General features: G+C 39.3%; 20 protein-coding genes and 1 pseudogene. 17 read left to right on the top strand and 4 right to left on the bottom strand.

Going from position 1 to position 25,019, the window contains the following annotated elements; translation table 11 throughout:
• Nucleotides 1-167: 167 nt before the first annotated feature.
• Entirely contained in the window at nucleotides 168-1,664 is a 1,497-nt protein-coding gene (locus PL11_RS01795) for a hypothetical protein (protein WP_237047505.1), read from the top strand.
• Between the two features lie 62 nt (nucleotides 1,665-1,726).
• On the opposite strand, the gene PL11_RS01790 is transcribed toward PL11_RS01795, so the two are convergent.
• The 3 genes from PL11_RS01790 to PL11_RS01780 form a co-directional block, all read right to left on the bottom strand.
• Nucleotides 1,727-2,161, bottom strand: a complete 435-nt coding sequence (locus PL11_RS01790; RefSeq protein ID WP_052127659.1) for a DUF2325 domain-containing protein — start codon at nucleotides 2,159-2,161, stop codon at nucleotides 1,727-1,729.
• A 160-nt stretch (nucleotides 2,162-2,321) separates the two neighbouring features.
• Nucleotides 2,322-2,801 carry a hypothetical protein gene (locus PL11_RS01785; RefSeq protein WP_052127657.1) on the bottom strand — a complete coding sequence of 160 codons (480 nt, stop codon included), beginning with the start codon at nucleotides 2,799-2,801 and terminating at the stop codon, nucleotides 2,322-2,324.
• 438 nt (nucleotides 2,802-3,239) lie between these two features.
• Entirely contained in the window at nucleotides 3,240-4,565 is a 1,326-nt protein-coding gene (locus PL11_RS01780) for a dihydrolipoyl dehydrogenase family protein (protein WP_035165930.1), read from the bottom strand.
• Between the two features lie 349 nt (nucleotides 4,566-4,914).
• Between PL11_RS01780 and PL11_RS01775 the strand changes: the two genes are divergently transcribed.
• The 11 genes from PL11_RS01775 (at nucleotide 4,915) to PL11_RS10315 (ending at nucleotide 19,400) form a co-directional block, all read left to right on the top strand.
• On the top strand, nucleotides 4,915-6,456 hold the full coding sequence (locus tag PL11_RS01775; protein ID WP_052127654.1) for a hypothetical protein: 1,542 nt from the start codon (nucleotides 4,915-4,917) through the stop codon (nucleotides 6,454-6,456).
• Nucleotides 6,457-6,699: 243 nt separating this feature from the next.
• Nucleotides 6,700-7,059, top strand: a complete 360-nt coding sequence (locus PL11_RS10485) for a hypothetical protein (protein WP_052127653.1) — start codon at nucleotides 6,700-6,702, stop codon at nucleotides 7,057-7,059.
• A 114-nt stretch (nucleotides 7,060-7,173) separates the two neighbouring features.
• Nucleotides 7,174-7,380, top strand: coding sequence for a hypothetical protein (locus PL11_RS10480; RefSeq protein ID WP_052127651.1), 207 nt, complete (start codon nucleotides 7,174-7,176; stop codon nucleotides 7,378-7,380).
• A 42-nt stretch (nucleotides 7,381-7,422) separates the two neighbouring features.
• The gene (locus tag PL11_RS01760) at nucleotides 7,423-7,794 is read left to right on the top strand and encodes a hypothetical protein (protein WP_035165927.1); all 372 of its coding nucleotides are present in this window, start codon (nucleotides 7,423-7,425) and stop codon (nucleotides 7,792-7,794) included.
• A gap of 252 nt (nucleotides 7,795-8,046) precedes the next feature.
• Nucleotides 8,047-9,261 (top strand): hypothetical protein, encoded by a 1,215-nt coding sequence (locus tag PL11_RS10510; protein WP_052127649.1) that lies wholly within the window; start codon nucleotides 8,047-8,049, stop codon nucleotides 9,259-9,261.
• A gap of 445 nt (nucleotides 9,262-9,706) precedes the next feature.
• Entirely contained in the window at nucleotides 9,707-11,236 is a 1,530-nt protein-coding gene (locus tag PL11_RS10325; protein ID WP_191982078.1) for an S-layer protein, read from the top strand.
• Nucleotides 11,237-11,578: 342 nt separating this feature from the next.
• A complete protein-coding gene (locus PL11_RS10320; RefSeq protein ID WP_035165925.1) occupies nucleotides 11,579-13,000 on the top strand; it encodes a hypothetical protein in 1,422 nt (473 codons plus the stop codon).
• A 202-nt stretch (nucleotides 13,001-13,202) separates the two neighbouring features.
• Nucleotides 13,203-14,084 carry a DMT family transporter gene (locus PL11_RS01740; protein WP_052127647.1) on the top strand — a complete coding sequence of 294 codons (882 nt, stop codon included), beginning with the start codon at nucleotides 13,203-13,205 and terminating at the stop codon, nucleotides 14,082-14,084.
• Nucleotides 13,978-14,526 (top strand): DUF6612 family protein, encoded by a 549-nt coding sequence (locus PL11_RS01735; protein WP_335621932.1) that lies wholly within the window; start codon nucleotides 13,978-13,980, stop codon nucleotides 14,524-14,526. Before PL11_RS01740 ends, PL11_RS01735 begins: the two co-directional genes overlap by 107 nt.
• A gap of 200 nt (nucleotides 14,527-14,726) precedes the next feature.
• Complete coding sequence (locus PL11_RS01730; RefSeq protein ID WP_035165922.1) at nucleotides 14,727-17,369, top strand: YfhO family protein; 2,643 nt, start codon at nucleotides 14,727-14,729, stop codon at nucleotides 17,367-17,369.
• Between the two features lie 183 nt (nucleotides 17,370-17,552).
• A complete protein-coding gene (locus PL11_RS10315) occupies nucleotides 17,553-19,400 on the top strand; it encodes a hypothetical protein (protein ID WP_191982077.1) in 1,848 nt (615 codons plus the stop codon).
• 102 nt (nucleotides 19,401-19,502) lie between these two features.
• On the opposite strand, the gene PL11_RS01720 is transcribed toward PL11_RS10315, so the two are convergent.
• Complete coding sequence (locus tag PL11_RS01720) at nucleotides 19,503-20,705, bottom strand: SGNH/GDSL hydrolase family protein (RefSeq protein WP_237047503.1); 1,203 nt, start codon at nucleotides 20,703-20,705, stop codon at nucleotides 19,503-19,505.
• A gap of 159 nt (nucleotides 20,706-20,864) precedes the next feature.
• On the opposite strand from PL11_RS01720, the gene PL11_RS01715 reads away from it, so the two are divergent.
• The 5 genes and pseudogenes from PL11_RS01715 to PL11_RS01700 all read left to right on the top strand — a co-directional run bounded on the left by PL11_RS01715 (nucleotide 20,865) and on the right by PL11_RS01700 (nucleotide 24,947).
• Entirely contained in the window at nucleotides 20,865-21,956 is a 1,092-nt protein-coding gene (locus PL11_RS01715) for a hypothetical protein (RefSeq protein ID WP_035165920.1), read from the top strand.
• Nucleotides 21,957-22,020: 64 nt separating this feature from the next.
• Nucleotides 22,021-22,149: a hypothetical protein gene (locus PL11_RS10435; RefSeq protein ID WP_257787907.1), complete on the top strand. Its 129-nt coding sequence runs from the start codon at nucleotides 22,021-22,023 to the stop codon at nucleotides 22,147-22,149.
• Nucleotides 22,150-22,883: 734 nt separating this feature from the next.
• Nucleotides 22,884-23,496: pseudogene (locus PL11_RS01710) on the top strand (hydrolase).
• A gap of 11 nt (nucleotides 23,497-23,507) precedes the next feature.
• A complete protein-coding gene (locus PL11_RS01705; protein WP_035165918.1) occupies nucleotides 23,508-23,867 on the top strand; it encodes a hypothetical protein in 360 nt (119 codons plus the stop codon).
• 243 nt (nucleotides 23,868-24,110) lie between these two features.
• Nucleotides 24,111-24,947, top strand: a complete 837-nt coding sequence (locus PL11_RS01700) for an alkaline phosphatase family protein (protein ID WP_035165917.1) — start codon at nucleotides 24,111-24,113, stop codon at nucleotides 24,945-24,947.
• The last annotated feature ends 72 nt before the right edge of the window (nucleotides 24,948-25,019 follow it).

Genomic DNA, 25,019 nt, shown 5'->3' with positions numbered 1-25,019 from the left:
TTGTATTACTTAAGAGTTACAACTCCAGCAACTTTTTCAAGCTTAGTTAAATCACACTTTTAAAAGTATAGTAACGTTATCGAAATTGCATTCATTTGATACTAAACGGTTATAATGCTAATCTTAAGATGTAGCGGGGAAATCTGAAGGAGGCCTATTTATTGAATATGAATATTAAGAAAAGTATTTTAGTTTCAGTTGCAGCATTGGGAATGTTTGCAGCCGCAGCTTTAGTTAATGCCAACCAAGCAAGCGCCAAGACGTATGCTAAGGTTACTTCAAATCAAAAGCTAGGTGGCGATGCAAATTCTCGTAACGTCACGTTTACTGGTAAAAACGCTCTGTACACAAAGGCGGGTACGTTGAAGGGGGCACGGAGAGTTGCTTCGACAAGCACTCTTCGTTCGTTTGCAAACTCAAACAGCTCAAAGCAAAACTTTAGAGCTTACCGAGTTGCTACAACTAACCGTGGCTCTGTTTACTACAAAGTTGTTGCATTTGACCAAACTGTTCGTGGTTGGATTTACGGTGGTAAATCAACTGCTAGCTTCAATGGTGGTGTTGATCAATTTGATACCTTCAAGATTGGTCAAGTCAACGACACAATGAAGGGACTTTACAAGATTGCCAACGTCGGTACCGCTAACGATGACAAGACCGTTACTTATAAAGCTCCATCATGGACTCAATACAAGATTGGTCGGCAAATTACCGATTCAACTCCATACAAGGACACCACATTTAGAATTGACCAAATTGGTATTAGAACACGTGAGGGTGATCAGTGGGTTCACATTACTAACACTGACGCAACGAACACTAATGCCAATGGTTGGATCTTATATAGTGGTTTGACTCAAGCTCAAGAACCAATTGCTGACAACGTTGTTAAGATTAACTTCGTCAACTCAGCAGGTAACTTAATTAAGAGTGCTAACTACACTGTTGCCGGTGCCGCCAAGGGAACTACTTTGGGACAATTGATTGGTAATGCTGGCGGAAACGTTTGGAACTTACCACCACAAAGAATTACTGATATTCAAAACATTGCTTCAATTAACCTTGCAGGTACTGGTTACACATTAGCAAACGGCGTGTTGACTAATGATCAAAAGACCACATTAGCTCAAACTAAGACTGGTTCAGAAGTTAACATCACCGTTCAAAAGATTTCTACTAACCAAGCATTTCCTGATATGACGTTTAACACCAAGGCTGACAAGGGTCTTGACTACACAGGTGTTACATCATCTGGAGACGATTTATCAGCTGCTCATGCGGTCGTTAGTTCAAGCAAATACAGTGGCTTAACTTTCAACGACCTTAAGGGTAGAACCCTTAGTTTGATTACTGGAGATTATGGAACAACAGTTAGTCCAAGCACAATTGTCAATGCTTTAACTCAAACTGGTTTGAATGACTTCTATGTTGTATACAAGCCATCACTAGGTGGTTCATCTGCATTGGTAAACACTTCTGCAAACATTAACTTGGACTCGCAGGATCAAATCTGGCACTACACTTCACCACAACTTTCTGGTAACCCAACTGCAGGGCAATCGAATATGAATGTTAACTACAACATCCAAAAGAAGCAGGTAAAGGGTACTCACACGAATGTTACCCCATCACAATGGGCAAGTATTTTTAATAGCATCAACTAATTAACTTATTTAACCCGCTTAAAAAAGCCGCAAATTATAAAAGTTGCGGCTTTTTTTGTTTTTTATTCGACCACGTGGTGAGAGGGAACGTAAATTGGCTGGTGATTGAGTGCTCGGCTAATTGCCTGCTCAATGGCCAATGGGCTGTTAACGTTGGTGGCAGCCACTAATTTCTTCTGTTCACGGGCGATAGAAATTGCTTGGTTAGCAGTGTTATGGCTAATTGAGTTCAGCATTACCAACACAACGTCTGCGTGCTTGATTGCTTTATTCAAGTTAGTCTGGATTCCTTTACCACGAGTTTTCTCGTCGTATAGGCATAACTCATCAACGTTATGAGCATCCACAACTTGTTCAGCAACAGCTTTATGATCACCATATCCCGCCATTAGCACTTTTTTGCCTGATAGGTCATAGTCCATCGTTGGCTTGAATAGCTTAGTTTTACCGTCATTTTTTCTACCATTTGTGGAATGATTAGTGTGTGATTCTGTCATCGTTAATTACACCCCCTTAACCTTTTATGTCATTATTCCATATTTTGATTAGAAAAACCAAGTAAATTGCTTAAATTTTTTGGAGAAAAAACCAGCCACCTGCTTGGACAGGTGGCTGGTTAGGGGAATTATCGTGAGAGGGGGCTCACTACTAATTTATTTATTTTGAAGGGGTTGCGTGATTTGCTGCTTGGTTAGGTTGTGCTGGAGTGCTGTCCTTTTGGGGAGCTTGCTTTTGATCTTTGTTTGCTGATTGTGGAGCTTGATTCTTGTCAGCTTGCTTTGCAGGGGTGCTTACTGCAGGTTTTGCTTGCTTGTTGTCGTTTTGCTTGTTATTGTCAGCTTGTTTTGCTGGGGTTGCTGGCTTTACTTGATTATTTGTTGCTGATGCTGCTGGTTTTGAGCCGTTGTTTGCAGTTGCTGCAGGCTTTGGAGCTTCCTTCTTTGGAGTGTCTTTCTTTGGTTCAGCCTTTGCCCGTTTGTGAATGTTAGCCTTCTTAGGTGCGGCTTTCTTTACGACCTTTGCGGTGTCGTTGTGATGAGGTTTCACTGAGGCGTTTGCTGCCACACTAGTTAACATTGGAGCTGCCATTGCTACAGTTGCTGCGGTTGTGTACATTACTTTTTTAATATTAATCATATTTAAGATCCTTTCGATTTGAATCCTTGATTGGGTCCCTGCCAATCGCAAGTTAGATTCAAAATTCCATTTATATTTTTTAGTTTTTATTGTGTGGGACGACTTTTAAAGTTGGGGTGGTTCGATTAGGTTTTGCTGTTGGTAATCACTTCCTCGTTTATTGAATGTCTGTAGATTACTGGAGTTTTCTTAACCCCAGCTTAAACGCGTCAAATAAGCGTTTTTCCTTAACAATTTCGCAAACAAGGTTAAATGAAACTAAAAATTGTGGTAAAAAAGGGCACAAAAAAACCGCCAAACAAAAGGGAGTTTGGCGGCGCGTCATAATATGTGGGAAATTATGATGAGTCATCGGGGGAACGACTCTTTAATAATAGTACACTAGATATTGTATGTGTTCAAGAGAACGGCACCATATTTAGTGGAATTTGTTTCACGCTAAATTTGTGACCAGGTTGCTGAGGCTAATGATGGGAAGAGATAAACCATCCGTCCCAATTGTTCCTCAGTCATTCCTAGTTCAATTGCTGGCAACAATGTATTGATTACGTTGTCTGCCTGTTCACTGATTTCAGTCACTCCTACTAGTTTACCATCATTATCGTAGATTAACGTATTTTCACCTAAATCTTGTTTATCAACTTGGCGGTACCAGTCATCAGGCAGGTGGTTGACTTTGATCTTGTAACCCTTTTTCTGAGCTTCCTGAACCGAGACACCAGCTTTAGCAATTCTTGGCGATGTAAATACTACTGACGGAATTACTGAATATTTAATAGGAAGACTTTCTTTTCCAGAAAGTAATTTTGTGAGGTAAAGTGACTCAAATACAGCGGTGGGTGTCAACTTTGGTTGAACCTTATCGATTACGTCACCAGAAGCATAAATGTTGTCGACCGTTGTTTGCAAGAAGTCGTTAACCTCAATTCCCTTCTTATTGTATTTAACGCCAACTGTTTCCAGCCCAATATTTTCGACGTTGGGGATTCTCCCAGTTGCATCTAATACCCAGTCAACCTTGAGTTTTCCGTCTGCATAGTTGACGATGAACTCTTTTCCATCCTTTTCAATAGAAGAAACACCAGCAAACTTAATGAATTTAACTCCTCTGCGTTCCAAGTCATCCATTACTGTATCAACGTAAGATTGGTTGAATTGGCGAAGAGCATGATCTTCATGCATCAGCACAGTGACTTTGGCACCTGCCGCATTGGCGATTGTTGCAAACTCAAAACTGATGTAACCAGAACCAATAATGGCGAGGTGCTCGGGCAGTTTGGTAATGTTCATGAAGTCTTCACTATCGTGCATGAGTTCAGCACCAGGAACGTCAAGGCGATTAGGACGAAGACCGGTTGAGATGACGAGTTTTTCACCCGTGTGGGGATGCCCATCGACCTCAATAGTATGAGCATCGGTTAAGATTCCGTGACCCTTAATGATGTCGATGCCAACTGAATCCAGTAGACCGGTGATCATTCCAGGCAACCCGTCGATAACTTCTTGTTTGTGTTTGACATTTGCTGCCCAGTTTATCTTGGGAACAGTGTCAACGATACCCTTTAGTCGCTCTGCAGATCTTTGCAGTTCCACTGGAGCATCCAGGGTGATTTTGGCGTTGCAACCACGATTTGGACAGGTACCACCAATTAGGCCACTTTCAATAATTCCAACTTTCTTCCCGGATTGGGCAAGTGGAATTGCGCCATCAAAGGTACCGTGACCACTACCAAGGTATAAAACATCGTAATCATATGTTGCCATGAGAATTCCTCCTATTCACGAGTGTTAGAAATTGGTTTCCACCCTTAGGTTACAAGAGGAAGAGGTTGAAAACAAAAAATCTGTTTTTTACATTGTTGAGTTACCAAATTGAAAATGTGAAAAAAGTTTGAACAGGAATGTCTTAAGAACAAAACGCTGTCACATCAACGTTTGTAAGCGTTACTTTTACAAGCGAATAGTTTTGTACGGGTGTCTAATTGTGAATGTTCTGTGAAGAAAATAGTAAGATTCTGTTATTAAATAGTTTTGAATTGAAACTATTTAGTTATGGTGCTAAATTTAAAAGCGTAGTAAGGAATAAGAAATATTTTAGGAGGACTATAAGATTATGGATATAAAGAAGACACTACTAATTTCTGCAGCTGCACTGGGGATGTACGCAGGAGTTGCTGCAGTAAATGCAGATAACACAAACGCAAAGTCATATGCACGGGTAACTTCAAACGTGGCAATGACAAGCGAAGCTGACAGCCGGAACGTAACATTCACTGGCTCAAACGCACTTTACAACAAGGCTGGTACACTTCGTGGAGCAAGAAAGATTGCTACTACAACCACTCTAAGAGGAATGGCTAACTCAGATAGCTCAAAGAAAAACTTCCGAGCATACCGAGTTGCTACTACTAATAGAGGATCAGTTTACTACAAGGTTGTAGCTTTCGATAAATCATATCGTGGTTGGATCTACGGTGGTAAGACAGTTGGAAGCCTTGCAGGTGGAATTAGTCAATACAACACTTTCAAGGGTGGCACAATGACTGATGACCAAAAGAATGGGACATTTAAGTTTGCTAACCCAGGAACTGCCAACGATGACAAGACTGTAACTTACAAGCAGCCATCATGGACTCAATACAAGATTGGTCGTCAAATCACTGACTCAACTCCTTACAAGGACGCAACATTCAAGATTGACCAAGTTGGTACTCGAACTCGTGAAAACGACCAATGGGTACACATCTTGGCAACAGACTCAAAGAACAACCAAGCAAATGGTTGGATCTTGTATAGCGGGTTGACTAAGGCTGAAGTGACTCCACCGACAGACCGAATTCCTGCTGATACAGTAAGAATTAACTTAGTTACTGCTGCTGATGCTCACACTGTTAAGACAGTTGACTATAAAGTTCCTGGTGCAAATAAGGGAACGTTGTTAGGAACTAATGACATTCTGCCTGATTCACATACAACTGGAATTCAAAGACTTATTTCAAGCGCTTTGGTTGGTACGGGATACCAGCTAGTTGATGGTGGTACTCTAACAAGTGCTGAAAAAACTACGTTAGCTCGTACAGCTACTGGAAGTTCTGTGAACTTACAAGTTCAGGCAATTTCAAATAATATTGCGTTCAACAGTATTCAGTTGAATACGCAAGCTGGGAATGAAGTTGGTGTTGAACACACAGCAGTTGCTGGTGCGAAAGACGAAGTTAGCGCTGCCAATGCATACATTGTTTCAGGAAATGGAACAATTATGGGTAATGTAAATGACATTAAGAATGGTATGCTTGGTAAAATAATGGGAGATCCTGGACAAGTTATTAGTAAGGATACTGTAAAAAATGCGTTAACAGCTGCCGGTCTAACTGACTTCTATGTTGTTTATAACAACGCCGGAAACTTACAAGCACCTAAAGGATACATTAATTCTAATAAGAAATTAACACAATATCCGCTTGTCGGTGACTTTCAAATTTGGCACTACACTTTAAATGACGAAACTAATAAAGACATTACAGGGTCATTTAAGGCTGGAGTTAACGATTTACAAGTATTCTATAAGACAACTAAGGTTAAAGTGCCATTGAATGGCGCACTCGCACGAACTTTCACTCCTGATCAATGGCCAACATTGTTCAAATCAAAATAACATTTCCCCCCGACGAAATGGCTTGAAGCACCATTTCCGACAATAGAATACCCCTCTAATACGAAAGAAGGCGGCTTGAAGCACCGCCTTCTTTTTTGTGTTCTGAGCTATAACTATTAGGCATATAGTTTTTAACATATTGTAATTGTTATGTAATCGTAAAGTTTGATAACTTATAATGCAACTTGTTAAACTATATATGTACCTAGGAAATGTGGATTTAATATAAGGAGGCATAACACCATGGAAGGAAAGTTTACGAAAACCCTACTCATATCAACAGCTGCTTTAGGACTTTGTGTAGCTGCTAGTGGAGTCGCCGCAGATAAGACCGATGCAAAGAGCTATGCCAAAGTAACATCGAACAGGACATTGACTAGCGCTCCTGAAACCAGGAACGTGACGTTTACAGGATCAAATGCTTTATATGATAAAACTGGAACTTTACGTGGAGCTAGGAAAGTTGCTACAACTACAACATTACAAGGCTTAGCAGCTTCTAACAGCTCACAGAAAAATGTGCGTGCTTACCGAGTTGCAACAACTGACCGTGGATCTGTTTATTATAAGGTAGTTTCTTTTGATAAGACTTACCGAGGATAGATATACGGTGGCAAATCTTCTGCTAACTTTGGTGGTGGAATCAACACTTACCAAACATTTAAGCAGGGAACTCCAACTGCAGAGCAAACTAGTGGTGAGTACAAGATTGCTAACGTGGGAACTGCCAATGATGGTAAGACTGTAACTTACAAACAACCAGCATGGACTCAATACAAGATTGGGCGTCAGATAATGGATTCAACTCCATATAAAGACACTACTTTCAAGATTGACCAAGTAGGAACTCGTACTCGTGAAAACGATCAGCGGGTTCACATCACAGCAACAGATACTACAAAGGGTGAAGACATCATTACCTAAGGCGCTTACCTATATTCAAACAAAGCAGAAGTGGGTGGCTTAATGGCTAACCTTAAGGAATCAGCGTTGAATAGAATATCGGGTAAGACTGGTGAAACAGTTCCGGATGCTGATATTGTTAAATCCCTTGAAGACTACGGCTTGACAGACTTCTACGTAGTTTACTGGCGTGGGGGACCGGTTGCCGGAGTTGGTAAGTCATTTATCAAGGATTCAGCAATTAGACCAGTAATGGGAATCCAACATGAAATTTGGCATTACCAATTGAAGAACTTAACAGGTGATCGCAAGGTAGATAGTAAGAATCTTGAAGCTAACTACACTGTTACCAAGAAGAAATTACGGGTTCCAAGAGTTGGAGTTACTCCTCAACAATGGGGTAGAATATTCGGCAACATTTGGTATCCAAAATAAATTAACGCAAAATGGTCGTCCATTTGGACGACCATTTTTTTATACACTGAGTTTCCTGTAATTATATTGGGTCTAACTTAAGGCGAACTTAAAATTGGGGGGTGCTTTAGAACTTCTTTAGTGAATGGAAATATTGTCACACAAGTGTTACTGAAATGCCATGAACACAAGGATTTCAAGCGTGTACAATAGATTATATTCTTAGGGAAATACAGGAGGAATTTTTGAATATGAAAATCACTATTTGTGGGGATGGCAGCATTAGGATTCGTTGCCGTAGCTGGCAGTGTGAGTGCTAACCAAGCCTCAGCCAAATCATACGCAAAGGTAACTTCAAACCAAACATTAACAACTGACGCTTCATCTAGAAACGTTAACGTTACTGGTTCAAGTGCACTTTACACCAAGGCTGGTACTTTGAAAGGTGCACGTTTAGTAGCATCAACAAGTACCTTGAAAGGTTTATCAACTGCTCAAACATCAAAGAGCAACTGGCGTGCGTACCGAGTTGCTACGACTAACCGCGGTTCAGTTTACTACAAAGTAGTTTCATTTGATGGTAATTATCGTGGTTGGATCTATGGTGGTAAGAGCACCGCTTCATTTAACGGGGGCTTAACTTCATACGATACCTTTAAGACTGGCACTGTTAACGACGACCAAAAGAACAATACTTATAAGATTGCTTCTGTTGGGACTGCTAATGACAATAAGACAGTTACTTACACTTCTCCAGCATGGACACAATACAAAGTTGGTCGGGCAATCACCGACTCAACTCCATACAAGGATGCAACCTTCAAGATTGACCAAACTGGTACTCGTACCCGTGAAGGCGATACTTGGGTTCACATCACTGCAACTGACAGCAAGAACTCAGCTGCTAACGGCTGGATTCTTGAAAGCGGCTTAACAAAGGCCTCATCATCAACCACAACTGATACTACTGAATCTACTACACCAGCATTTGCTGATATTACTTTAAATACTTCAGCAACCGCAAAAGCAGATGGTACTACTGTAAGTGCTGCTAATGGGGATGACTTGGGTAAAGCAGGTGCATTTATCTACTCACCATCAACTGGCCAAGCAATGTCAATCAATGACGCTAAGGCAACAGTTCTTAGTTTGATCAAAGCTGACAAAGGTCAAGCTGTCACTCAAGCACAAGTTACCGCTGCTTTGAAGAAAGCCGGTCTTGATGACTTTTACGTTTCATATTGGGACGGTGGCGTAGTTGTAGGCCTTGGTAAGAAATTTGTTACTGACGCTAAGAGCATCGCTGTTTATGGTCTACAATATGAAGTATGGCACTACACATTTAAGAACATCTCTGGTGATCTTAAGGGTGGTAGCACTAACGTTGGTATCAACTACAACGTTACTAAGAAGAAGAACAACAAAGTTCGTTTACTACAATCACCTGCTAACTGGCAATCAATCTTTGATAGCATTAGCACTAACTAGTAAGCATTATGAAAGTAGCTATGATGGTAACCCATCTAGCTGCTTTTTTTATACTCTGTTTTAGGTGAAATGAAGTAATCGGATTATTACTATTTTTGAATAAAGGAATAAATATAAAAAATCAGGAATTGCAAGTTTGATAACTGATAATTAATTCACAAAAGTTAACATTGATAAGCTATGACAAATAGCGGTGTGTTTTCAGGTAAACGCTGATAAAATAGGAAACACTTTTTAAAAGTCAATTATCGTAAACCGAAAATGTGACGAAATTGTGAATTTTTAAGCTCCTTTAGATTTTCTTTTAGGTTTTAAAACATTGTCTTTTTGCTGTAATTTTTATGTAATTTAGGCCCTTAATTGTGTTTTTGGTGTAACCAATTTAATAATTATGCGTGCTATGCTTAAGTCAATCTTTGAGGTTACTCAATTGGAGGAATATAAAGTGAAAAACAACTTAAAGAAATCATTATTCGTAGGAATGGCTGCATTGGGCTTCGTTGCCGCTGCAGGATCAGTAAGTGCTAACCAAGCATCTGCAAAGTCATATGCTAAGGTTGCATCAAACAAGACACTAACAACCGACGCTACTACTCGTAACGTTAATGTTAATGGCTCAAACGCCTTATATACTAAGGCTGGTACTTTGAAAGGTGCTAAAGTAGTTGCATCAAAAGCTACATTAAGTGATCTTTCAGCATCAAAATCATCACAAAAGAACTGGCGTGCATATCGTGTAGCAACAACCAACCGTGGTTCTGTTTACTACAAGATCGTGTCATTTGACGGTAACTACCGTGGCTGGATCTATGGTGGTAAGAGTACTGTATCATTTAATGGGGGAATTTCATCATATGATACGTTCAAGGCTGGCTCAGTAAGTGATGACCAGAAGAACAGTACATACACTATTAAGAGTGTGGGGACTGCAAACGACGGTACACAAGTAACTTACAAAGCTCCAGCATGGACACAATACAAGGTTGGTCGTGCAATCACTGACTCAACTCCATATAAAGATGCTAAATTCAAGATTGACCAAACTGGTACTCGTACCCGTGAAGGCGATCAATGGGTTCACATCACTGCTGCTGACTCAAAGAACTCAGCTGCAAATGGTTGGATCTTAGAAAGTGCATTGACTAAGGCAGACTCAACTCCAGCTGAAACTATTGCTGATAACCAAGTTAAGGTTACGTTTGTGGATGCATCTAACAACAAGACTGTTGGTAGCAATTTAGTAACCAAGGGTGGCTCGGACTCAAACGCATGGGCAACAATCGACCGTGTTGATGGAACTGATTCATTGATTAGCACAACTACCACAGCATTGCCTTCATACTGGACTAGCAAAGTTAGTGGCTTAGGTTCATACTCATTCAGTGGTTTAACTGATGCTCAAAAGGCTGCTAATTCAGCAAACTTACAAAATGCTGCTTACGGTAAGGAAGTTAAAGTTCTTGTTTACCCATCAGCTGCAAACCAAGCTTTCCAAGGCATAAAGCTTTATACAGGAAGTTCTGACCCTGCCAATAGCGGTAGTCATACAACTGTAAACTCTGAAGATATGACAGATAAGAACGCCTATGTTGTTGGTTCAAATAACCAATCAGCAAGCCTTACAACATTAAGAAGCTCATTCTTATCATCAGTTCGTGGCGTTTCAGACCAAGAATTTACTAAGGATCAACTTGTTGCAGCATTGAAGACTGCTGGATTAAGTGACTTCTATGTTCTATACAATGACGATGCTAAGGTTCAAGCACCTGTTACTGATGGTAATGCAGTTAACACAAATGCTAAATACCAAGTATGGCACTACACAAACCCTTCAATTTCTGGATCAACTAAGTTTGGTTCAAAAGATCTAGCTGTAAATTACCAAGTTGAAAAGCATAACATGACTAATGACTTGAACGGTGTATTACCTTCAAACTGGGCAACTATGTTTAACAATTACGGCTCAAGCAAATAATATAGATTTAAGAAAAGGATAGCCGAATGGCTATCCTTTTTTGTGCACAAAAAATCCGCAAATCATAGTTTGATCTGCGGAGATTCATTTTGTCACAAAGCAGTTACATATATCCCTAGAGGCTAGTAATAGCGTACGAAAAACATGTGACTAATTTGTGAAATTTTAAGCGCCTTTAGATTTTCTTTTAGGTTTTAAAACATTGTCTTTTCTTTGTAATCTTGCCGTAATTATGGAACATCATTGTCTTTATTTAGTAATTTTTGATTCGATAAATGAGTGCTATGCTTATTAGCGAACTTTGAGGTTCACAAAACTAATACACAAAGTCGGAGGATTATCGTGAAAAACAATTTGAAGAAATCATTGTTTGTCGGCATGGCTGCACTTGGATTTGTAGCTGTTGCTGGTACAGCAAACGCAAACAACGCATCTGCCAAGACATATGCAAAGGTTACAAGTAACCAAAAAATGTCAGGTGACGTTAACTCACGCAACGTTTCTGTAAATGGCACTAACGCCTTATACACTAAAGCAGGTACATTACGTGGCGCTCGCGTAGTTGCTTCAAAGAGCACACTTAAGGGATTGGCTAACACCAACTTCCGTGCTTACCAAGTAGCAACAACTAATCGCGGTTCAGTTTACTACAAGATCGTATCTTTCGATGGAAACACTCGTGGATGGATCTACGGCGGTAAGAGTACATCTAAGTTTGCCGGTGGAGTTGCCCAATACGCAACTACCAAGGAGGCTCAAGCTCCAGAAGCAAGTGCTAAGTTTAACCTAACTAACACTAGTGCCACTGAAAACACTGTACTTTATGCAGCTCCACAAGGAACTCAATACAAAGTTGGTCGTTCAAAGGACGCATCTGGTTCAATCATCACTAACTCAGATAAGTACAAGAACGAAACTTTCACTGTAAGTAAAGCAGTTACTCGTTCACGCCAAGGAGATACTTGGTACCAAATCGCTTCATCAAACGCTGATATCAATGGCGCTTGGGTAAGCAAAGATTATGTGAAGAGTGCAGCTCCAGTAAGTAATGAACCTGCAGCCACTGCAAACAACAGTGTAAAGGTTACTTACATTGATGCAGCAAACAACAACACTATCGCTAACGCAGACAAGACATTTATCACAACTGCTACAACTACTAAGCAAGGTCAACAAGCTTCAAGCTCATTCAAGAACACTAAGAACCAATCATTGAGTGAATTTGCAACTGCCAATGTACCTGCTGGTTACATGGTTGTTAGCCTGGTAAATAAGGATGCTGTATTTGGTGGGACTCAAACTGTTTCTGTTCAAAAGGCAGCAACATCAAAGGTTTCATTTAATTACAGTGATCCAAAGAGTACTAATATTGATGGCCTTAAGAGCACTGATTTTGCCGCAGGTTTCCCTAAGTTAACTGCAGATCAACAAAAAGCCTTCACTGGTAAAGCAGATACTATGGTAAATGACGATGTATACGCAAATAGTTTACCAACTTTCTTTAAGGGTACTGATTCTGCAACAGTATCTAAAAATCAACTTGCAAGTGCTACCAAAGACGATGCTAAATTGAATGGATTCTTTGGTAAGTCAAGCTCTACAGGTAAGGTTTACTTCTACAACTTTAACAGCAAAAAGACAACTGATGCAAATATGGGTGTTAAGTACGGTACTACTATTCGCTTAGTATTTGACCGTTACGAAGTAGCTGCTTCAGATATTCCAGCACCACAACAACCAGGTAACACTGATTATGTTGGTTAATTTATCTTTATAACACTGGCCACACCAGTCGTGGTATGGCCAGGGACTAATCCTTCTTCCCCCTTGCGGAAGGATTTTTCTTTTGCTCTTAAACATTAGAAAATTGTTAGCGTAACTCTAGTAAATTCCTAATTTAGAATTGATATAATCAACAGGTTGTTTATTTCTAAATTTAAAAAGATTACATATATTGGTGATAGATATGGAAAAAGAAATTGTTCAAAAGCATGTAGGCAAGGGGATTGCACTAGCACTTCTTGCCTCAACCTTCTGGGGAATCTCAGGAACGGTATTACAAATTATCTCACAGGGGGAGAACATTCCGGCGGATTGGTACCTTTCGACGAGAACGTTCTTTGCTGGTTTTATTTTACTGATTATTAGTTTTGCTAAGTATCGAATGAAGATATTTGATGTTTTTAAATCATGGCGCTCCGTAGGATGGCTACTTGCCTACGCAATCTTTGGCTTAATGGCCAACCTTTACACGTTTTACTTTGCGGTTCAGACTGGAAATGCAGCTGCGGCAACTATCTTGCAATATTTAAGCCCACTGTTTATTGTTCTTGGAAGCCTGATTTTTCAAAAACAAGTGCCACTTCGGAGCGATGTAGTTGCATTTGTGATTGCAATGATTGGAGTATTCTTAGCAATCACTCATGGAAATGTTCATGAATTGTCAATTCCACTGAATGCGTTGATTTGGGGAATCTTCTCAGGATTGACGGCAGCGTTTTACGTTGTACTACCAAAGCCTGTTACCAAAGACCATTCTCCAGTGATTGTTTTGGGCTGGGCATTGATTATTGGTAGTCTGTTCTTTAATATTAGACATCCGTTTTGGACCGGAGTTCCACCAATCCATGTAAGCACAGTGCTTTCAATGGGAACGGTTATTGTGGTGGGAACGATTTTACCGTTTTTGCTACTTCTCCACAGCTTGGATTTTGCTCCATCCGCAGTTGTCAGTATTTTAGATGCAGTTCAACCAGTGGTTACGTTTATTCTTAGTTTATTGTTTTTACACTTGGAATTTAATTATGTATCTTCAAATGGGAAAGAAATGGTTCAAGAATCCTGTTAAGGAGTCATCTCTGACTGTTAAAAATATTAAAGGGGAAATGATCGGTAGGTCATCTGTTTCAGCAATTAAAGGCTTGAAGGATGATTTGAAAACAAAAAAAGATGGAAATAGTTTTGTTATGTCATACTCTGGTTCAAGTAAGAAAGCTAAATCTGTAGCTAAACAGGTTTTATCCGATCAACTTGGAGGTTCAAAGACAGCAGTTCAAGGTATTCAGATCAATAAATTTTCTGTGAAGTACAGAGTTGATAACAAAACTTATCTTCCACAAAAATCAACAATCAAAATTGACTATGAGAATTCACAATCTAAGGTTAAGGTAAGCACTAAAGCTGAGGGTACATATTCTAGTTTGAATAAGATTAATGACGTTAGCGTTCCAAATAGCGTTAAAGCAAAGTCAAAGAGTATTCCGAAGAGCGTTGCAAACTTGTTATTCTAAACTCAAATCATTAACACAGCGAGGAATTCCTCGCTGTTTTTTTATTATCCTTGAATTTACAATTTAAGTGCAAATTCAAGGATAATAAAAAGGACACATAGCTGGATATTTTACTATTTCTTTACTTTGTCTGATATACTGGTTTCTACATTTTTTTTCATGTTATTATTAGAAGGTATTAATTTTGAAAGGATGCACATATGAATTCAAAAAAGACTATATTAGCAATGAGCTTTTTCTTGCCAATATTGATTACTAGCATTTACTTTATCTATAGAGGGTTTGCTCCTTTTGGTGGATCTTCAGTTTTAACTGTGGATATGGCACAACAGTACGTTGATTTTTTTGCATATTTTAGACATACTCTTTTAAGTAATCCTAGTGGCTTCTTCTACTCCTTCGGCAAGGCTCTGGGGGGTGATATGTTAGGAACATGGTCTTATTACTTAATGAGTCCACTTAACTTTCTGATATTATTATTTCCGATTAGTAAACTACCAAGTGTTATTGGGATTATAACTATCTTAAAATACGGATTAGCCGGTTTAACTAGTGGCTTCTTATTTTTGAAGATGTATAAAAGACCAGGTTTGGTTGCTGTTTCATTTGCAACAATTTATTCTTTAATTGGGTGGATGGTTGCAAATCAGCTGAATACTATTTGGGTTGACGGAGCTATTCTGCTCCCAGTTATCTTTTGGGGTCTGTTAAAAATAATGCACGGCAAGTCACCAATCATTTATGTACTATCATTAGCATTGATGCTGATGATAAATTATTACATAGGATGGATGATTGCCATTTTTGTAAGTGCATATATTGTGATTATGTCTTTAGCCAAAGCTTATGAAAGTCAGTCTTATTTAAAAACGATTGGTAAATGGTTAGTGAGTTCCCTGGTGAGCGGTGCGTTAGCAGCTTGGGTTCTAATTCCTACTTATTTTGCATTGAAAAGTAGTAAAAACAACTTAGCCCATAGCACGGTAAAATGGCGATTTGAATTTAATCCAGTAAATATGATTGCCAAATTTGTCGACGGATCATTTAGTTTTAATCAATTGGCATCGGGAACTGCCAACCTATTTGTTGGAGCCTTAGTCATCATTTTATTTATTTATTCTTTTGCTAATTCAAAAACTGAATTAAGGTTGAAGATTGCAAATGCAGTTCTCTCAATTTTATTCTTCTTGTCGCTGTCATTTTTGCCTTTAGATTTACTTTGGCATGGGCTAGCAGCACCGGTCTGGTATCCATTTAGATTTTCATTTATTGTATCTTTCTTTATGATCGTGGTTGCGCTCCAAGCATTACACCAGATTGGTCAGACCGGTTTGGAAAAAAGACCATTATTTATTGCTACCGGGATTATAGCTCTCGGCTTGCTCTATATAGCAATTTTCTTGAAGAAGTTTACTTTCTTAAGTGTTTGGAAAGTAATAATTGCAGTTGCGTTCGTTGCATTAAGTGTGGGACTTTTATTCCTGTTTGCAAGTAAATCTGAACAGCGACGGAGGCTCTTTCCAATTGGTTTATTAGTAATTGTTGTTTTGGAAATGGGAAGTAATTTGGCCTTATCTTTAAATCAGCTGACCTACTTAAGGAAAGATGATTATACAGAATTTAGTAAAATAATGAGCCAAGCAAATGGTGTTGTTAAAGCAAAGGATAGCGGCTTTTATCGAACTGAGAAAACTTTTAGTAGAACAAGAAACGATGCTCTAAACAGCAACTATAATGGTGGTTCTGCATTTTCTTCAACATTAGAAACGGATACCACAAAATTTTACAATAACACTGGTAATCCTAGTGGTGTTTACTACGCTGTGTATGCTAATGGAACAACATTTACAGATTCTTTGCTTGGAATGAAATATATGTACTCATCAAGAGAAGATGGACGAAAATCCGCTAGGAGAAAAATTCAGGAGTTCCTGACACCGTTGACATCCAGACCAGACATTGATAATTATAAAAAAATGGATGGAACCCCTTATGTGAATATCCATAAAAATCCAGACGCACTACCCTTAGGGTTTATGTCAAGAAATCAATATATGTTCCCAATTAATAATTCTGGTAGCACTATCGATTATCAAAACCAGATTGCAACTCAACTTGATTCTAAGATTGGTAGAATTGTACAACCAATTAATTATTCAAATATTTCCTACGATAACGCTGAACCCATTCCTAATCTGGAAGGTGGGGTACTGAAGAAAATAAATCCAACAGAATCAGCTTCAGTCACCCTAACGATTAGAATGAAAAAGCATCATTCATACTATATGACACTAGGTCCAAGGATGACTGATGTCCTGCTGTCGTACAAGGTTAATGGTAAAATGCTAACTCAGTATAGAACATCACAAGAGGAAACGCAGCTTAATATTGCATCTGCTGGTAATAAGGATAGGCTTGTTAAGCTTCAAATATCTCCAAACTATGGTAGGGCACCGATTCAAGAAGTAAGTTTATTCTCAGTTGACAATAATAAAGTTCACAAACTTGCAAATGAATTAAAAAAAAGTTCGTATAATGTGACTAAGCACACTAGCAATAAGCTGGAAGGAACAATAAATTCGACCGTTAATGGTGGAATGATGACAACTACAATCCCATATTCTAAGGGATGGACTGCTAAGGTTGATGGCGAAAAGGTTGGTATTAAGAAATGGGCAGATATGTTTATTTCAATTCCTGTCAATGCAGGTCAACACACAGTTACTTTCACATATACACCTGTTGGGTTTAAACTAGGAATAATTATTTATATAATAAGTGTGGTTGTCCTAATTTTACTAATTTTTTTAGTGAAGTTTCGGGTTAAAAAATTAGAGAATTAAAAATACAAGCACCCGTGAAACTAGTTGTGCACTAGCTTTCTGGGTGTTTTTTTACATTAAATTTCATTTAAATGATATTTAATCGTAACATGCTGGAGACATTCGCGTTATATAATGAAGATGTTTTAGAGACATAATATATTGGAGGTATATTGATATGAAAACAAAATTGGGAAAGCAGTTTTGTTTAGTGCCGCCGTTCTTGGCGTGACTGCATTTGTTGCTTCAACAAATCCTACAAGTGCTAGTGCAAGAACTCGTGTGACATCTAACAAGAGTTTAAGCAATAATTATAATGATCGTAACTATTTATCAAATGGGCGTAATGCCTTATACAACAAGGCTGGTGTTCTAAAGGGTGCCAAAGTTGTTGCTGGTAAGACCACTTTATCTGGTTTAAAGAGCAAGAGCGATGCTGGTCAAAGCTACTTCCGTGGTTACAGAGTTGCTAAGTTAAGCAACGGTTCATACTACATGAAGGTTGTTTCATTTGATAAGCAATACCGTGGCTGGATTTATGCTGGCAAGTCAAATCCTGCAAGCAATACTCGTAATGTTAAAGGTGGATTAACTTACACTTCAACATTCAAGCAAAGTTCAGTACCAAGTGATATTGCTGGAACTACATACAATTTCAAGTCAGACCCATTGACTTACGTACAACCAGACTGGACTCAATACCGTAAGGGTAGAAACAAGAACTCAACGTCAGCATCTAAGAAAGATGCATTGAAGGTTACTGGTATGGGGACTAAGACTAATGGTCGCGACAGTAATGCAACTTACTACTACGTTGAAGATGCTACAACTCCATCAGCAAATGGTTGGGTTAAAGCAAGCAACCTTGTAAAAGCTGGCCAAACTGTTGTTAATGAAGATCAAGTTAAGGTTAACTACGTAACTAGTGATGGTCAGACTGTTTCATCACATACGTTCACTAATCCTAACTACAAGACCCAAACTGCTGGTAACTTCTTAGGTACCAGCATTGCCGGGCAAGTGGCAACCAACGTACCTGCTGGTTACAGCATTCCTGCTGATCACTCAGCAAATGATTCAGCAATTTCTGCTGCTCAATATGGTGGTCAAATCAACTTTACTGTAACTAAGAACCAAGCTAACTTATTCAGTGTTTCACCTAAATACTCAGTTACTGTAAACACAAAGAACTACAGCACACTTCCAGGTGATCCTGTTGGCCAAAATGCTGTGGTTACAAGTAAAGATGGTGTTACCGAGGCAATTGGTAACAAGCTTAAGAAGTTAGCTTCTGCAACAGCAACTAACGCCAAGACCCAAGACCAAGTTTACAGTAGTACTGATATTCAAAATGCTGTTAATTCAGCAGGATTAAATGAATTTTATATTCTTGAGTACACGGCCAACACAAGTGGTCGTCCAGTTTCAACCGCTTCAGCAACTGGTCAACCTAATGCTTCTGGACTGTTAGGTGGAACTAATTCGCTAGGTGGATCAAGCGATCTTTCATCAATTCTTGGTGCTACTGCTTTTGGAGATAGTAGCAATATTCTGGGTGGATTAACATCAGGGCTATCAAGTGCACTATCTGGAATAACAAATGCAATTCTTGGTGGCACGGTTAACTTCAGAGTTGTTCACGTAACATTCCAAGGGGATAAGGTTGCAAACAATGTAAAGTTAGGTAGTACTGTCACTCTTCCATACAGTGTTGAATCTACTAAATCATTCAGATTCAATAGTAAGTTGTTACTAGGTGCAGAGGTTGATAAGGCGGCAGCTGGAATTTACCTAAATCAAAGATCAATTGATTACAAATCAATTGAAAAGAAGATTGGTGAAACGAATGCGGCATATAAACCCAATGATTTGCAGAACCTATTTGTCCAATTAGCAAAAGCAGATCTTAAAGGTGGAGGAACAGATCCAGAAGGCGTTGCCTTCCCAGACTCTGCCTTCAGTTCATCAACTACTTCAATCGACAGTTTGTTAAGCCAATACGCTAACGGTGCTGCTGATTCAACTGATGGTTCAACTACATCATCAAACTAATATTAATGTGATTATTAAAAACATCGACCTTCTGGCCGGTGTTTTTTTGTGTACAAAAAAATCCCATCAACATTTAAGTTGATGGGATTGATTATTCAATAACTACTTTTTAGTTGTCTTAACTACATGCTTAGTAGTCTTACTTGCAACAGTCTTTTTAGTTGTGGTCTTTTTGGTTGTAGTTTTCTTTGTTTGCTTACTCTTTGGAATTCGATCCTTTGGGTAATTGTCAATCATAAACTTGGCAATATCGCGACCCATCATCTGGTAAGTTTTTGCAGATGGGTGAAGACGTTCGTCCCAGAGACGGTTCTTGTAGTTTGAATCAGTAATCAAGCCTGGGGCAACGTCGCGCCAGTCAAGGTAAGGGATATCAAACTGCTTGTAGACTTCAGCTTCAGCGTCACGCAATTCGTTCATTGTGTAACCACCTTTACCAATAGTTTCGTCAGAGTTTTCCTTGTAATCGTAACGAGTAAGTGGCAAAATTCCGTAGATGATCAACTTCTTATTTTGTGACCGCATCTTGCGAATGTTTTGAGCTAACGTATCTTTAAGGGCATCCAGATTACTATCGGTATGACCGTAATCGTTAGTACCATAGGCAATAGTTGCAACACCATAATTCTTAAAGTTGTTGGCGTTCACAACAGTAGTTAAATCACCGTCGGTCGATGCACTTTCTGTTGGGCAAAGATATGCACCGTTGTAACCAACGTTAGTAACGTTAGTATCTAGGTAACGTGCTAACCAATTTGGGTAACCCATACCTTCGAGAGTTTCGTAACCATCGTAGCCGTGGGTAATTGAATCCCCAAGTGTAATGATATTTTGTTTGTTGAAATAATCGCTGTTTTTCATTCCGATATCAAACGTTCCTTCAGAAATTGATTGAAGATTACCGTGCCATACCCAGCCAGTTTGCTTACCATTACCGCTTTTTACTTGGTAAAAAACTGAGTTTCCGCTGCCTTGAGCAGAACGGTCGATAACTCCTTTTTTGGTAACGTACCAAGTTGTTTTTCCAAGAGTTTTGACGTTTCCAAGTTGTTTTTGTAAAGTAGAGCTAGTATAAATATAACCCGATTTAAGATGGTATGGAAGTTCTTGATCGACTTCAGAAGTTTTAACTAATTCGGCTGGTTCAACGACCGGCTGCTTCTTTTGATCTTTAGTTGAGCTTTTTTTAGAACTACTTTGTGTAGTAGTTACATTGCTTGTCTTTGCCTTGGCACTGGCAGTAGCTGCCCCCGTAGCCATTAATGTGAGGCTCAACGATGCCATCAACATAATTGTTTTTCGCATATTCAATTCTCCTCAAAATTTGTTTTCAGTGTACAGACTAACACTGGAATGTAACATTCGTATTACACAACGTTAAAACTTGGGTAACTACTTGAATTTGCACCAATTCTAATGTAGTATTCTAGTTGGATGAGTATAACATTCCGAGGGGGAATCGCTATGAGAAAAAATCTCAAGTGGATTACCGTGTTGTGCTCCACCTCCGCAGCATTACTACTTAGTCCAGTCGTTTCGGGGGGATCGACTGACCAAGTATTCGCCAGCTCAGGTGGTGACTCAAGCACTGAAGTCCAATACCAAAAACAGACTAGTGTCAATGAAAGTACAAATGTCGATCATGCGGCAAAAGTCGAACAATATAATGAATCCAAGACTGCAAGTACGACATCTAATGATGGAACAACCACCACTACAACGTACGATAGTCATCCCACAAACAACCAAATCGGCGGAACAACTGCCGACTCAAGTAGTGTGAGTGACAGTAGCCAAAACTCAAGCAGTAGCTCAGCTACTAATTCTTCATCAGCAAACAGTTCTACTGATGCAGCTGATAGTACTGGCGCTGCTGCAAATCAATCATCTGCAAATAAAAACAGCTCCTCAACAGGAGATGGATTTGCGATGGTTGGTGCAGGAAAAAGTGGTTCTGCGGCCACTGGTTCAACAGTTGAAAAGGGCGTTAAGCCCGTTATTGATCAGTTATTGCCGGGGGGCAGTTTAGCTGACTCAACACCAACAGTTAACCAACCAAATGCAAATACAAATACAAATGCTAGTTCAACAACAGGCTCAACCGCGGCCACAACACAAGGCCAAGGGCAAACTGCTACTAATGGAAACACCGCCTCACAAGCTGCTGCTAGCCAGTACCTATCACAACGTGGTTTAGGTCAGGTTAATGGCAATGGCAAGAAGGGCAGCATCAAGAGTCCATTAAGTTCGGCACTTGAAATTAGCAATAATGAAACAGCTGCGAAGAACAAAACTAAACTAGTAAGTTTAAATGCGTTTTCTAACGCGTTATACAAAAAGGTTCAAAAACAAAAAGAAAATAGTGGTAAAATTGTTCCTGCTTCAGGTAAGAAGGCAACAATCACAACGCCTACGAAGAACGTTCGTTACAGCACAACTGGCCAGGGTGCCACAACTGTATCAGAGTCAATGCCGGTTATCGTTACTTTATCTGTCATCGGAATTGCCGTTCTTGGTTTCATTGCGTTTGACCCACTAAGATTTATTTTCCGTTAATTAAGAGACTCCAGTAGCTGATCAGCTGCTGGAGTTTTTGTATACAAAAGTAAGGGGTGATAGCTTGCCAAAATACATGCCGACAGTGTTAATCGTTTCAGGAATCGCCAGTATAGTAATCTTCGAAGTTAGTCGCTATGCAGACTCACTTGGAGCACTTCACCAGTTGAACTGGCTATTACCAATTGGCTAGATCTTGCTATTTGTAGGCATTTTGTGGGGAACATTGCTCCTAGTTATCAATCTTTTAAAAAAGTGAGTTCTAATACTTGCAACCGCTTACAGATATGATATTATATAGTCAAGGAAGGGAAATAGATTCAAAGTAACAGGGGTTTACAACCTGCTTTGGACAACATTTTCACACTTGTCATTTGAAAACTAAAAGATTTAAACGGTGTTATTTAAAGGCTAATTGCTAAATACCTGATTAGAAGTAATAAGACGAAAAAACTGTTATCGAGGTCGCTTGCAACTAGCCGGATTAAAAGATCTACTATTGAACACTTATAAGAAGTAATATTAGATAATATACTAAGAGAAGTCCCTTGTAGTAGGTTGAGAAAATGGTTCACGTTTTAAAAAGATTTCTTGTACAACGATCTAAATAAGGTTGACAGCACGGCAAATGAATCAAGAACGTAAAGACATTGGTTTCGAAGTTTGTGGCGGATGCGTCAATCAATAAGAATTAATTGAGGCGATAGAACATTTCATTAAATATTAAGCGGGTAGCAACCCCAAAAGATAACCCTTCCACTGAATAGATAGACTTAAGTTTTAGAAAAACAAAACTTAAGTCTATTTTTTGTGCATATAATTCATCCTTATAACGTAGGCGTTTAAACGCTTTCAGTTGCATTGTGTTTGAATATTAGATATCTTGGTGGTGCACCATTCGGGAAGAAAAATATAGGGGTGAAATATATGACAAGTATGGCAAAACGTAACGGCAAAAGTGACATTTTGATGAATCCAGACGACTCAGTTTTTTGGTGATTGATTATCAACCAACTCAAATTGAGTCAATTAATTCGATTGATAGAGCAACGTTAATGAGAAATATTGTTGTGACTCAAAAATTGATCAATGCGTTTAACATTCCGACAATTTTATCAACGTACAAACCGGGAGAAATAAGGACACATTTCCAGAGCTAAAGGCGCAATTGCCAGGGGTTAAAAGTTATGACAGAACCTCCATCAACGCCTGGGAAGACCAAGACTTCAATGATGCGGTTAAAGCAACTGGTCGTCACAAGATAATTATTGCCGCCTTATGGACTGAAGCCTGCTTAACATTCCCAACATTAGATGCACTTCATGAAGGATACGAAGTGTTCCCAGTTGTGGATGCAGTTGGAGGGACTTCAAAGGTAGCTCACGAGACTGCGATTCAAAGAGTAGTTCAAGTCGGAGCACAACCAACTAGTATTTCCCAGTTAGCTTGCGAACTTCAGCGTGATTGGAACCGAACTGATACTGTGCCGAAGTTTGTTAGTGAGCTAATGGAAGGCGGAATCTTCCTTAATTTAGGTTAGGAGACATAAGTATGTTAGATGTAAAGGATTCAATAGAAAAGTTGTCGTGGTCAGTTAACCACCATTTCCTACACATCAAGGCTCAACATGACTTTATTCGAGCGGTTGCTGTCCAGTTTGAGTTGGCTTACACAGATTTTCGAACAATTCAAATGGCGTTGCAACTAGCTGGTGAAGAGCAACATTCATTGTTAGCATCCTTCACTAAGGCGTACGATGATGTTTATGCTTATGAGTCAGTGTTTGCGATGCGCGGGTTGGACGAGTTTAATTCTGAGTTTCCAGATAAGATTGAAGACTATCAGCAAAAGGTTGATAAATTCAATGAGGAGTTGGATAAAGTTAGAGAATTACAGAAAAATAATCTGTAATATTTGTGGTATAATTTAGTTCCTTGGCAGGGGCTGCAAAAAGGGTTTACAATTCGGTGTATTGGGTTGTAAACCCTTTTATTTTTTGTTATTATTGAAAGCGCAATCATGAGGTGTTGGGAATTCGTTCAGCCATAATCTGAAACATTGTTTATTTACAGTTGGCTAGTTTATGGTTATTCTAAATATTAAGAACGATTACCTTGATACATAATAAAGAAATGATTGGGGAAGATGAGATTTATGAAGATCAAGCGCGTAATTATTTTGGACTTGGCTTCACTGGGAATTGGCGAAAGCGGGGATGCCAATCGCTTTGATTCAGTCGGTGCAGATACCCTAGGACATCTATTTGCAGATACCTCGGAAGATATCACTTTACCAACACTGACCGAATTAGGATTAGGTAGCATTCGTTATCAGAACCTAGTTTCTCAGTTACCAGTAGTGGAGGACCCACTTGGGTACTACGGTAAGATTCAAATTACAGCACCTAATAATGAAATGCACAGTGGCTTAAGGGAAATGCTGGATTATCAATCAAGTATCCGAACTACCAGTGTTTTGGATTCGGTCGTTGAGGCTAATCCGGTGGATAATAATGTCCTGTTGCTTTCGAATTACCAAAGCTACTTTTCCAATCAAATCAAGGCCCAAAACGTTCATGTAAATGACGATGTTTCTGTGTGGTGGTCAATGCATCGCGAAGCCATCAGACAGCGTTCCGGGTTGATTTATGCCCGCATGTCTAGTTTGCCACGGCTTGCTAACTCCGCAAATCAGCGGGGGTATTTAGATGAGCTTATTCAAATTGACGGGCACATTCAACGATTAATGAATGAGATGTTTAGCACAGATATGCTGATCATCACATCATCATTTGCTAATGACATGAGTTTTCCTACGTCACCAACTAGGGAATACTTACCCTTGATTGTCTATCTGCCATCTAACCGAGCTGGAAAGTCACTCGGAATCAGGCGGATTCTAGGGGACATCGGTGCAACAGTTGCCGAGCTTTTCAATGTGGAAGTTGCCGATAAAAATCATGGTCACAGCTTCCTTCGTGAGTTTATTTAACTTGCGCTAAATCATCGGGTTTAATCAATAAAACCAATCCATCAATAAGGGGGATAGCAGAACGTTTTTGCA

This window comes from Lentilactobacillus curieae, assembly GCF_000785105.2.
In the GTDB taxonomy this organism is placed as follows: Bacteria; Bacillota; Bacilli; order Lactobacillales; family Lactobacillaceae; genus Lentilactobacillus; species Lentilactobacillus curieae.
Note: the sequence above shows the minus strand (reverse complement) of the source record. Positions and strands in the feature narration are given on the sequence as shown.